Source organism: Amycolatopsis kentuckyensis, assembly GCF_002155975.1.
Lineage (GTDB): Bacteria > Actinomycetota > Actinomycetes > Mycobacteriales > Pseudonocardiaceae > Amycolatopsis > Amycolatopsis kentuckyensis.
The window spans coordinates 237-11,209 of sequence record NZ_MUMI01000466.1 but is presented as its reverse complement, the minus strand read 5'-3'; the positions used below and the strand labels follow the sequence as shown (position 1 = coordinate 11,209).

The 10,973-nt window shown below is 72.5% G+C and carries 11 protein-coding genes; 7 read left to right on the top strand and 4 right to left on the bottom strand.

All coding sequences use genetic code 11. From position 1 onward, the window contains the following. Positions 1–343 precede the first annotated feature (343 nt). Complete coding sequence (gene srmL / locus CCN39_RS37185) at positions 344–1,471, top strand: PheS-related mystery ligase SrmL (RefSeq protein ID WP_086850098.1); 1,128 nt, start codon at positions 344–346, stop codon at positions 1,469–1,471. Here the strand turns inward: srmL and CCN39_RS37180 are convergent. Then, complete coding sequence (locus CCN39_RS37180) at positions 1,440–2,051, bottom strand: dihydrofolate reductase family protein (protein ID WP_086850104.1); 612 nt, start codon at positions 2,049–2,051, stop codon at positions 1,440–1,442. The genes srmL and CCN39_RS37180 overlap by 32 nt on opposite strands. Positions 2,052–2,153: 102 nt before the next feature. Between CCN39_RS37180 and CCN39_RS37175 the strand changes: the two genes are divergently transcribed. Then, positions 2,154–3,032, top strand: a complete 879-nt coding sequence (locus tag CCN39_RS37175; RefSeq protein WP_086850097.1) for a LysR family transcriptional regulator — start codon at positions 2,154–2,156, stop codon at positions 3,030–3,032. Here CCN39_RS37175 and CCN39_RS37170 read toward each other — a convergent pair. Further along, positions 3,021–3,563, bottom strand: coding sequence for a hypothetical protein (locus CCN39_RS37170; protein ID WP_143264287.1), 543 nt, complete (start codon positions 3,561–3,563; stop codon positions 3,021–3,023). The two genes, CCN39_RS37175 and CCN39_RS37170, sit on opposite strands and share 12 nt — an antisense overlap. Before the next feature lie 1,161 nt (positions 3,564–4,724). On the opposite strand from CCN39_RS37170, the gene CCN39_RS37160 reads away from it, so the two are divergent. The 5 genes from CCN39_RS37160 to CCN39_RS37140 all read left to right on the top strand — a co-directional run bounded on the left by CCN39_RS37160 (position 4,725) and on the right by CCN39_RS37140 (position 9,213). Then, on the top strand, positions 4,725–5,435 hold the full coding sequence (locus CCN39_RS37160; RefSeq protein ID WP_086850102.1) for an MBL fold metallo-hydrolase: 711 nt from the start codon (positions 4,725–4,727) through the stop codon (positions 5,433–5,435). 125 nt (positions 5,436–5,560) lie between these two features. Continuing rightward, positions 5,561–6,379 (top strand): ABC transporter permease, encoded by an 819-nt coding sequence (locus CCN39_RS37155; RefSeq protein WP_086850095.1) that lies wholly within the window; start codon positions 5,561–5,563, stop codon positions 6,377–6,379. Further along, the gene (locus CCN39_RS37150) at positions 6,364–7,068 is read left to right on the top strand and encodes an ABC transporter ATP-binding protein (RefSeq protein ID WP_086850093.1); all 705 of its coding nucleotides are present in this window, start codon (positions 6,364–6,366) and stop codon (positions 7,066–7,068) included. Before CCN39_RS37155 ends, CCN39_RS37150 begins: the two co-directional genes overlap by 16 nt. Positions 7,069–7,078: 10 nt before the next feature. Next, entirely contained in the window at positions 7,079–8,065 is a 987-nt protein-coding gene (locus CCN39_RS37145) for an ABC transporter substrate-binding protein (protein ID WP_434781148.1), read from the top strand. Beyond that, positions 8,062–9,213, top strand: coding sequence for an LLM class flavin-dependent oxidoreductase (locus CCN39_RS37140; protein WP_086850091.1), 1,152 nt, complete (start codon positions 8,062–8,064; stop codon positions 9,211–9,213). Before CCN39_RS37145 ends, CCN39_RS37140 begins: the two co-directional genes overlap by 4 nt. A gap of 34 nt (positions 9,214–9,247) precedes the next feature. Here CCN39_RS37140 and CCN39_RS37135 read toward each other — a convergent pair whose 3' ends face one another. Together CCN39_RS37135 and CCN39_RS37130 are read right to left on the bottom strand one after the other, a co-directional pair. Beyond that, entirely contained in the window at positions 9,248–10,000 is a 753-nt protein-coding gene (locus CCN39_RS37135; RefSeq protein WP_086850089.1) for a DJ-1/PfpI family protein, read from the bottom strand. Beyond that, positions 9,997–10,973: GlxA family transcriptional regulator (locus CCN39_RS37130; protein ID WP_086850088.1), on the bottom strand; the 977-nt coding region annotated here is incomplete at its 5' end. The genes CCN39_RS37135 and CCN39_RS37130, both read right to left, overlap by 4 nt.

Here is a 10,973-nt window from a genome sequence, read left to right as displayed (position 1 = left end):
CCGAGCCGAGCCGAGCCGAGCCGGCCCGGCTGGGCCGGGCTCGGCTCGGCTCGGCTCGGCTCGGTGCGAGGGTCCAGACCGGCGCGGGAAACCACGTGACGGCACCGCTATCCTGAATCCGTGGCCGTCGTCGCGGGGTACCGCCGATTTACCGGCCCCCTGGCCCCTTCCGGGTGCCGGTGGGGTTGTGGTGCCACGTCCGCGGCCGGGCTTGCCTGAGCCGCTCCATCGAGCCCACCGTTCCCGGATTCCTTCGGGAACCTGGTGAACGCACCGACCTCGCCGGGTGTCCGGGCCAGGGGGAGACCTCCCTCGACCGTCCCGCACACCTGGAGGCCCTGCCGTGCCCGAACCACTCACTCCCGCCCAGCTCGCCCGCGCCCTCGCCGTCCGGGATCTCACCGATCCCGGCGGCGGGCCGCATGCCGTCCAGCTCGTCGTCGAGCAGGCCGTCGAGGCGCTCGCCAGCCGATGGTCCTGCGCCGTCCGGTGGTGGCCCGGCGAGCGCGTCGTCACCGTGGCCGACAACTACGACCACCTCGGCTACGACCCCGCCGACGTCACGCGCGACGCCCGCTACACCCGGTACGTCGACCAGGACCACGTCCTGCGCAGCCACTCCACCGCGATGGTCCCCGCCGCGCTGCGCGCACTGGCCGCGAACCCGGCCGACGACGTCCTGCTCGTGTGCCCCGGCCTCGTCTACCGCCGCGACAGCATCGACCGGCTGCACAGCGGGACGCCGCACCAGCTCGACCTCTGGCGGATCGTCCGCGGCGCCACCACCCGGGCCGACCTCGAAGAGATGGTCGCCGCCCTGGTGCCGGGCCTGCGGTGGCGGCTCGAACCGCGCCGCCATCCGTACACAGTGGACGGTGCGCAGCTGGACGTCGAGCACGACGGGCGCTGGGTCGAGGTCGCCGAGTGCGGGCTCGCCCACGCGGGCGTCCTCGCGCGGGCCGGGCTCGGCGACGACTGGTCCGGGCTGGCGCTCGGCATGGGCCTCGACCGGATGCTCATGCTGCGCAAGGGCATCCCGGACATCCGGCTGCTGCGCTCCACCGAGCCGGCCGTCGCCGCCCAGCTGACGGACCTCGCGCCCTACCGGCCGGTTTCCGCGCTGCCGCCGGTCCGCCGCGACCTGTCGATCGCCGTCGACGCCCACGACCGGGCCGAGGACCTCGGCGACCGCGTCCGCGACGCGCTCGGCGACGAAGCCGACGTCGTCGAGTCGGTCGAGATCCGCGAGGAGACGCCGTACGCCCTGCTCCCGCCGCAGGCGCGGGCCCGGCTCGGCGCGCAGCCGGGCCAGAAGAACCTCCTCGTCCGCCTGGTGCTCCGCCCCCTGGACCACACGCTGTCCGATCACCAGGCGAACGTCCTCCGGGACCGGGTCTACGCCGCCCTGCACCGGGGGAGCGTCCACCAGTGGGCCGGAGTCACCGGAGCACGCGGTACCGCAGGTGCGTGACCGAGGCGGTCGCCCGCGCGTCCACCTGCTCGAGGTTCAGCGGCGGGACGCCGTCGAACAGCCGGACGCCGTCGCCGAGCGTGTAGGGCGCGATGTGCAGCCGCAGCTCGTCGATCAGGCCCGCGGCGAGGTACTGGTTGACGGTGGTCGCGCCGCCGTGGACGGAGATCCCGCCGTCGCCCGCCGCCTCGCGGGCGCGGGCCATCGCGGCCTCGATGCCGTCGGTGACGAAGTGGAACGTGGTGCCGCCCGCCATCGGCTGCGGCTCGCGCGGGTGGTGGGTGAGCACGAAGACCGGGCCGTGGTAGGGCGGGTTGTCGCCCCACCAGCCCGTCCACGGCCGATCCCACTCGCCGCGCACCGGGCCGAACATGTTGCGCCCCATGATGAACGCCTTGGCCGTCATCATCCGGTCGAACTCGGCCGGGTGCTCGTCGCGGCCTTCGCCGTACCAAGCGTGCAGCTTGTCGCCCCAGCCGTCGCCGCCGTCGTCGCCGAACGGGCGCTGCTCGGTCTGGTGGTGCCCGGCTGCGTACCCGTCGAGGGTGATCGTGAGGTCGCAGGTCACCTTGCCGGTCATGTCCGTGTCCTCCTCGGTCGGTTGCTCCGGCACCAGCATGGCCCGGCCGTCACATGACGTCCAATGTCAATCGAGGCGAAGACTCATTGATATTCTTGATGAATGCTGAACCTGGTCCAGCTCAAGGTCCTGGCCGCGGTGGCCCGGCACGGCTCGGTGACCGACGCGGCCCGGGAACTCCACTATTCGCAGCCGTCGGTGAGCCACCACCTGGCCCGCCTGGAAGCGGCCACCGGCGCCCGGCTCGTGCAGCGGGCCGGCCGGGGCATCCGCCTGACGCCGGAAGGCCGCCTGCTGGCCGACCGCGCCGCCGAAATAGCCGGCCGGGTGGACGCGGCCGCCGAAGAGCTGGCCGCGCAGGTCGGCCTGCGGGCCGGGCGCGTCCGGCTGGCCGCCAACGCGTCCGCGCTGAGCACCCTCGTGCCGAGAGCGGCCGCGTCGCTGGCGCGGGACCACCCGGGGCTCGAGCTGAGCCTGGCCGACCGGCATCCCGTGGAGGCGCTGGACATGCTGCGCCGCGGCGAAATCGACGTCGCCCTCGTCTTCCAGCACGCCGGCGCCCCGCTCGAGGAGGACGGCTTCCGCTTCCGCCACCTCACCGACGACCCGATCCACCTGATCAGCCGGCGCCCGGCCGACAGCCTGGCCGACCACCGCGACTCGGCCTGGATCGGCGGCTGCGACCGCTGCCGGGCGGAGCTGACGGCCGTCTGCGCGGGGGCGGGTTTCAGCCCGCGCCTCGGCTCGCTCAGCGACGACATGGTCGTCGTGCAGTCCCTGGTCGCCGCCGGCCTCGGCGTCGCGATCCTGCCCGGGCTGGCGCTGGAGGCCCACCGCCGCCCCGGCATCCACGCGACCGAACTCCCCGGCGTCCACCGCCGCATCCACGCGGCCACCTACGGCGACCCACCGGACCCGCCCGCGGTGGCCGCCGTCCTGGCGGCGCTCACCCGGGCCGTCGCGCCGGCATCAGCCACATGACGGACGATCGTCGTGACGGGCCAGGAGGTCGCCGCAGATGGCCAGCATGAACTTGGTGTAGAGGGCGTTGAAGGCCACCGCGTCGAAGTCGGTGAACCGCTTGTCGTAAGTGCTGTTCGGCAGGTACATCATGATCTCGGTCGCCCGGTCCACCGCTACTTGGGAGCCGTAGACGAACACGCGGGCTTTGATGGTCAGGAGTTCGTAGCGGGATGCTGCGAAGTCCTGCTCCTCCCGAGAACAGTCCACCGGTTCCGGGGTCGAGGCGGCTCCGGTTGGAGGGTTGCCGCCGACCGAAGTCGGTGCCGGGTTTCGGCAGCTGCGGACGCTTTGTGTCGTACTGGCGTGCCGGTCTGCCGCGTCGAGGAACTTCAGGTACGCGTCCGAGCGCTTCTCCCGGTCGTCTTTCGCTCGCTGCTCGGACGCCTGGACGTCCTGGTTCCTGATCGAGGCGTCCACGCTGAACTTCGAGCCGAAGAAGGTTCCGGTCACGCCGAGGATCCCGACAAGGGCGGTGGCGACGACGGACACGACCGCCACCCGCCGGTCGGCACGCTTGTCTTCCGTTGCCGGTCTCTCGGGCGAGTCGTCGGAGGGCATGATCAGGCCGTCGCCGGCAGGGGTGCCGGTGTTGCACGTGCGGGGACGCCTGTTATCGCACTGTTGTCCGCCAAGCGCAGGTCGCCGTGTCGACGCGCGCCTGAACCTTGATCTCGATCAGGTGGACCGAACTGCCGTCGTGCCCACGCCCGGAGATGCTCACCTCGTGCTCCCGAACGGGAGCCCGTCACTGCCGCTGTGCGGGCTGCTCAGGTGTCGCGAATCGTGACGACGATGCGCATGACGTTCGGCGAACGCGCACCGCTAGTCCGGTGGGAGCGGGTCATGCGGCGGATCGATCGGCTTCGGCTTCTCCGGCCAGGTCCCGCCGGCCTCGATCTCGAAGAAGAGTGCTTTTACGCGGACGCGTTCACCTGGCGCTCGCCTCGCAAGGAACAGCCGACAGATTCCCCAGACACCCAGGAATACGACTGCGAAAAGGACGACAAGCGCCCAGATCCCAGACGCGGACATGGTCGCGAGACGAGCGACGACCTCAGCAGACACCCACAGCCCTCACCGCCAGCGAGTTCCGGGGCGTCCTCACCAGCCGGTTAAGGGATGGTGTTGCGCGTTGTCCAGCTCGGCCGAAACTTCATCGGCGCGTCCTGCTCATGCGTCTCGACCCCGGACTATCCGCTCACTGGTCAAGCGAACAAGGCGAAACGCATCCTGTCCGACTACGGACAGCAATTCTCCCTGCGAGAAATCCGAGCATCGCGCTCGAATCCTCAATCTTTGTCAACTTCGAAATATGTCTGTCAACTGCAAGTCTTCGAGCACCCCGCCCTGCCTGGGCGGCGGCCGTCTCAGCCGTCAGGGTACATCACCGCGCAGCGGGCGTATGGCGGGCATGGAGGGCAGCGCACCGACCAGGCTGCTCAAGGGCCGGCTGTCCCGTTCGACGAGGGTGAGGCTGCGGCTGTACGCGCAAGCCCGGGTGGGTCGGGAGCACGGGGATGCGGTGCTTGCGGCGGGGGATCAGGTCGCAGTTCCAGCGCCCGACGGGCCAGGAGGTCGCCGCGGATGGGCGGCAGCCGGATGCTGACCGTGATCCGGGACATCACGGGCGCGGACCGTAGGGTGTCCGGCATGACTGATCGGCTCTACTTCCGGCAGCTGCTCGCCGGGCGTGACTTCGCCGTCGGGGATCCCGTCGCGACGCAGATGGTGAACTTCGCCTACCTCATCGGCGACCGCGAGACCCAGGACGCCGTCATCGTCGATCCCGCCTACGCGGTGCGGGACCTGCTCGACGTCCTGGCGCAGGACGGCATGCGGCTCACCGGGGTGCTGGCCACCCACCACCACCCCGACCACGTCGGCGGTGAGATGCTGGGCTTCTCCCTGCCCGGGATCGCCGAGCTGCTCGCGATCGAACAGGTGCCGATCCACGTCAACGGCGCCGAGACCGAGTGGGTCCGGCGGGTCACCGGCGTCTCCGGCACCGACCTGCGCGCGCACGACCACGACGACGTCCTCGAGGTCGGGGCCATCCCGATCCGGCTGCTGCACACGCCCGGGCACACGCCGGGCAGCCAGTGCTTCCTGGTCGAGGACAAGCTCGTCTCCGGCGACACGCTCTTCCTGGAAGGCTGTGGCCGCACCGACTTCCCCGGCGGCGACGCCGAGGAGATCTACCGCAGCCTGCAGGCGCTCGCCGGCCTGCCCGGTGACCCGGTCGTCTACCCCGGGCACCAGTACTCCGCCGAGCCGTCCGCCGCGCTGTCCGAAGTCAAGCGCAGCAACTTCGTCTACCGGCCGCGGTCGCTCGACGAATGGAAGGTCATGTTCGGCGGCTGAGCCAAGTCGTTCCACGGGGTGAAACACGCGGTGTTCACGGAGTGGGCGCCGATTGACTTCGCTTCCCGGGGACCGGAAGGTCGGGACCACGCCAGCCCGATCATCCCCGTCCCCGGGAGAAATCCGTGTCGATTTCCACCACGGGCGTGCTCGCGCACGCCCGGAAACGCGTCGCCGAGCCGCCGCGCAAAGCCGTGCGGCGGCCCGATCTCCGGCGCTGGATCAGCCCGGTCGTGCTGCTCGCCGCCTGGCAGCTCGCCAGTGCCACCGGCGTCCTGCCGCCCGACAAGCTCAGTGCACCGTGGACGGTCGTGCAGGCCGGTGTCGAAGCCGCACGCAGCGGCGAACTCGGTGACGCCTTCGCCGTTTCGCTCGGCCGGGTCGGTGCCGGCTTCGCGCTCGGCGCCGTCGCCGGGATCCTGCTCGGCATCGTCTCCGGCCTGTCGCGCTGGGGCGAAGCCCTGGTCGACCCGCCGGTGCAGATGCTGCGCACCCTGCCGTTCCTCGGCCTGATCCCGCTGTTCATCCTGTGGTTCGGCATCGGCGAAGAGACGAAGATCGTGCTGGTCGCCCTCGGGGTGGCCTTCCCGCTCTACCTCAACGTCCACTCGGGAATCCGCGGCGCCGACCCGGCGCTGGTCGAAGCCTCGCGGGCGCTCGGGTTCAGCCGCGCGGAACGGCTCTGGCACGTCGTCCTGCCCGGCGCGCTGCCGCAGGCGCTCGTCGGGCTGCGGCAGTCGCTGGGGCTCGCCTGGCTCGCGCTGATCGTCGGCGAGACGGTCAACGCCGACGCCGGCGTCGGCTACCTCATCAACAACGCCCGGGAATTCCTGCGCACCGACGTCGTGGTCGTCGGCCTCGTCCTGTACGCCCTGCTCGGCCTGGTCACCGACGCGCTGGTCCGGCTGCTCGAACGGAAGGTGCTGCGGTGGCGAACCCGGTAGCCGAGGTCCGCGGCCTCACCAAGCGGTTCGGCGAGCGGACCGTCCTCAGCGGACTGGACCTGACCGTCGGCCGCGGCGAGTTCGTCGCCCTGCTCGGCCGCAGCGGGTCCGGCAAGTCGACCCTCCTGCGGGTGCTCGCCGGCCTCGATGACGACGTCGAAGGCGGCGCGGACGTCGCTGGGACGGTCTCGGTCGCGTTCCAGCAGCCGAGACTGCTGCCGTGGCGGAAGGTCTGGCGCAACGTCGTCCTCGGCCTGCGCCAGGACGGTGTCGCGAAGTCCCGCAACCGGGCGCTCGCCGAAAAGGCACTGGCCGAAGTGCACCTGGCCGACCACGCCGACGACTGGCCGCTCACGCTGTCCGGCGGTGAGGCCCAGCGCGTCTCGCTGGCCCGCGCGCTGGTGCGTGAACCCGACCTGCTGCTGCTCGACGAGCCGTTCGGCGCCCTCGACGCGCTCACCCGGATCTCCATGCACGGCCTCGTGCAGGACCTCTGGCGGCAGCACCGGCCCGGCGTGCTGCTGGTGACCCACGACGTCGACGAAGCCCTGCGGCTCGCCGACCGCGTCCTGGTGCTCGACGGCGGCCGGATCGTGGCCGCGCACCGGCCACGCGAAACCGCCGATCACGACGACCTCCGCCGCCGCGTGCTGGCCGACCTGGGAGTGACCGAAGATGCTGTGGCGTAAGGGAATCATCGTGGCCGTGGCGGCACTCGCCGTGTCCGCGTGCGGGACGGCGAGCGGCGACGGCCCGGCGGCCGTGCCGGCCTCGGTGAGCGCGGCCGACCTGGCGAAGGTGACGCTCAAGGTGGGCGACCAGAAGGGTGGCGTCAAGTCCCTGCTCACCGCCGCGAACCTGCTGCAGGGGACGCCGTACCGGGTCGAATGGGCCACGTTCACCTCGGGCCCGCCGCTGCTCGAGGCCGCCTCGGCCGGCGCGATCGACACCGGGCGCGTCGGCAACACGCCGCCGATCTTCGCGGCCGCCGCTAAAGCGAAGATCAAGGTGATCAGCGTGTCGCGCAGCAACGTCGAACGGGAAGCCATCCTCGTGCCGCCGGACTCGCCGCTGCAGAACGTCGCTTCGCTGAAGGGTAAGACCGTCGGCGTCGCCAAGGGCTCTTCGGCGCACGGGCAGCTGCTGAACACGCTGCGCCGCAACGGCTTGTCGACCAAGGACGTGAAGCTGACCTTCCTGCAGCCGTCCGAGGCGTACGCCGCGTTCACGCAGCACACGATCGACGCCTGGGCGATCTGGGACCCCTACACCGCGCAGGCGCAGATCGAGGCGCACGCGCGGGTGCTGGCCGACGGCCGGGGCGCGTCCAACGGCCTGGGCTTCCTGACCGCGAGCACGGCCGCACTCGGCGATCCGGGCAAGAACTCCGCCCTGCGCGACTTCGCCGTGCGGGTGGTCAAGGCGCAGAAATGGGCCGACACGCACCGCGAGGAGTGGGCGCAGGCCTGGGCCAAGGAGACCGGGCTGAAGCTCGAAGTCGCGCGGAAGGCCGTCGAAGCGGGCCGCGACCTGCCGATCGTGCTCGACGACGCCGTGGTGGCGTCCGAACAGCAGCTCGCGGACGCCTTCACCGACGAGAAGACTTTGCCGGGCAAGGTGGACTTCGCCGCCTTCGTCGACCGGCGGTTCGGTCCCGACCTGGACCAGGCGAGGAGCAACGGATGAGCATCAGGCTGCACTGGTTCCTGCCCACCAGCGGCGACGGCCGCACGATCGTGGAACGCTTCCACGCCAACCGGTCCGCGGGCCCGGCCGCCCAGCGCGACCCGGACCTGGACTACCTGGCCCAGGTCGCCCGCGCGGCCGAGCGGCAGGGCTTCGAAGGCGTCCTGACCCCGACGGGCACGTGGTGCGAGGACGCGTGGCTCACCACGGCCGCGCTGATCCGGGAGACGACCCGGCTCAAGTTCCTGGTCGCCTTCCGCCCGGGCGTCATCTCGCCGACGCTCGCCGCGCAGATGGCGGGGACCTTCCAGCGGCTTTCGGGCGGGCGCGTGCTGCTCAACATCGTCACCGGCGGCGACGCGGTGGAGCAGCGCCGCTTCGGCGACTGGCACGACCACGACGCCCGGTACGCCCGCACGGACGAGTTCCTGACCGTCGTGCGCGGCGTCTGGTCCGGGGAGCCGTTCAGCTTCGACGGCGAGCACCTGCGGGTCGAAGGCGCGACGACCCTGGCCGCGCCCGATCCGGTGCCGCCGATCTACTTCGGCGGCTCGTCACCGGCCGCGCTGCCGGTCGCGGCCCGGCACGCCGACGTCTACCTGACCTGGGGCGAGCCGCCCGGGCAGGTCGCGGAGAAGATCGGCAAGGTGCGTGAGCTGGCCGGGGACCGGCCGATCCGGTTCGGCGTCCGGCTGCACACGATCTCGCGCGACACCTCGGCCGAGGCCTGGGCGGAGGCGCAGAAGCTGCTCGACGCGCTGAGCCCCGAGCAGGTGGCGAAGGCACAGGCGCAGCTGGCCGCGAGCGAGTCGGTGGGGCAGCAGCGGATGGTCGCGCTGCACGGCGGCCGGACCGGCGGCGGGGTCCGCGGGCTGGAGATCCACCCGAACCTGTGGGCGGGTGTCGGCCTGGTCCGCGGCGGCGCGGGAACCGCGCTGGTCGGCAGCCACGAAGAGGTCGCGGACCTGATCGAGGAGTACCACAGCGTCGGCGTGAGCGAGTTCGTGCTGTCGGGCTACCCGCACCTGGAGGAGGCGTACTGGTTCGGCGACGGCGTCCGGCCGGAGCTGGCCCGGCGCGGCCTGCTGGCGGACGTCCCGGCCCGGCTCCGGCCGGCGCACCCGGAGCGCGCCGTCGCCGCGCTGTAGCGGTGGTGCGGGGCGGCACCCCGCACCACCGGCACTACTGCTGTGACTCGGCCAGCAGCCGCAACGCCAGCTCCTTGAGCTGCGGGCTCGCGATCGCCGCGTCGCCCGCGTCGAACGGGGGCTGCGGGTCGTACTCCACGGCCAGCTGGACCGCCCGGGCGACCTCCTCGCCGGCGAGCTCGGCCGCGAGGAACAACGCCAGGTCGATGCCCGCGGAGACGCCGGCCGCGGTGATCACCTTGCCCACCTGGACGTACCGCTCGGGTACGTACCGGACGCCGAACGTGGCCTCCAGGTAGGGCGCCGACGCCCAGTACGTCGTGGCCCGCTCGCGCAGCAGGCCCGCCGAGCCGAGGATCAGGGCGCCGGTGCACACCGACGTCGTCCAGCTCGTGTGGCGGTCCACGCGGCGGATCCAGTCCAGCAGCACGGGGTTGTTCATCGCGGCGACCGTGCCGCGGTTGCCCGCGCCCGGCACCAGGAGGACGTCGAGCCGGTCCACTTCGGACACCGCGCGGTCGGCGAAGACGGCGGTGCGCCCGGTGTCGGTGCGCACCGGGCCGCGGCGTTCGCCGATCATGGTGACCGTCGCGCCCGGGAGCCGGGACAGCAGTTCCGCCGGGCCGGTCGGGTCGAGCAGGCTGAAGCCGTCGTAGAGCAGGATGCCGATCTTCGGTCCTGGCCGGCCGGCCGCGGCGGCCGCGGTGCCGGTCGCGACCGGCAGCGCCAGCGCGGCCGCGGCCAGCCCGCCGAGCACGGTCCGGCGGGTCGTCTGTGTGGTGGTCATGCTCCCGGAGTCTGGGCGGCCACCGCGCCCGGGAACCGCGGGAAGTCCGTCATCCTGCGAAGCGTGTCCCCGGTGACGCCGTAGTGGTCGAGGAACGCCTGCCGCAGCGTCTCGGCCGAACCGAACCCGCACCGGCGGGCGACGGCGGCGAGCGGCAGTTCGGTGCCCCGCACCAGGTGCGCGGCGGCTTCGGTGCGCGCGGCGCGGACCGCGCGGGCCGGGGTGGTGCCGACGTGGGTGGCGAACAGCCGGGTCAGGTGCCGCGTCGTCACACCCGCCCTGGCCGACAGCGCGGGTGGGCTCAGATCGGCGTCCAGGTGGCCGGCGATGTACCCGAGCAGGTCCCGCACGACCCCGTTCCCCGGCGACGGCGCGGCCAGGAACATGCTGATCTGGGCCTGGTCCGCGGGGCGGTGCAGGTAGGTCACGAGCTCGCGGGCGACGTCGCGGGCCAGCGTCGGGCCGTGGTCGGCTTCGATCAGCGCGAGCGTCAGGTCGAGTGCGCTGGTGACCCCGGCCGAGGTGTAGACGTTGCCGTCGCGCAGGTACAGCGGCGCCGGATCGACGGTGACGGCGGGGAACGCGGCCGCGAGCAGTTCGCCGTAACCCCAGTGCGTGGTGACCCGCCGCCCGTCGAGCAGGCCGGCCGCGGCGAGCACGAACGTGCCGGTGCACACCGAGGCGATCCGGCGGCTGCGCCCGGCCAGCCGGCGGACCTGGGCCAGCAGCGGCTCGTCGAGCACGGCCGCGCGCGTCCCGGCCCCGCCGACGACCAGCAGCGTGTCCAGCGGGCCGGTGATCGCGGCGAGCCGCCGGGCCCCGGCGAGCACGATCCCCGCCGAGCTGCGCGCGCCCTGCCCGGACACGGTGGCCAGTTCGACGCGGTACGGCGGCGCGGCGCCGTGCGAGTTGGCCAGTTCCAGCGCGCCGCTCGGGCAGGCGACGTCGAGGATCTGGACCTGGTCGTAGGCGG

Excerpts from the sequence above, each read along its gene's own strand:
- CCN39_RS37160 (WP_086850102.1), top strand. The coding sequence starts at position 4,725 with ATGACTGATCGGCTCTACTTCCGGCAGCTGCTCGCCGGGCGTGACTTC.
- CCN39_RS37140 (WP_086850091.1), top strand. The coding sequence starts at position 8,062 with ATGAGCATCAGGCTGCACTGGTTCCTGCCCACCAGCGGCGACGGCCGC.
- CCN39_RS37175 (WP_086850097.1), top strand. The coding sequence starts at position 2,154 with ATGCTGAACCTGGTCCAGCTCAAGGTCCTGGCCGCGGTGGCCCGGCAC.
- CCN39_RS37135 (WP_086850089.1), bottom strand. The coding sequence starts at position 10,000 with ATGACCACCACACAGACGACCCGCCGGACCGTGCTCGGCGGGCTGGCC.
- CCN39_RS37180 (WP_086850104.1), bottom strand. The coding sequence starts at position 2,051 with ATGACCGGCAAGGTGACCTGCGACCTCACGATCACCCTCGACGGGTAC.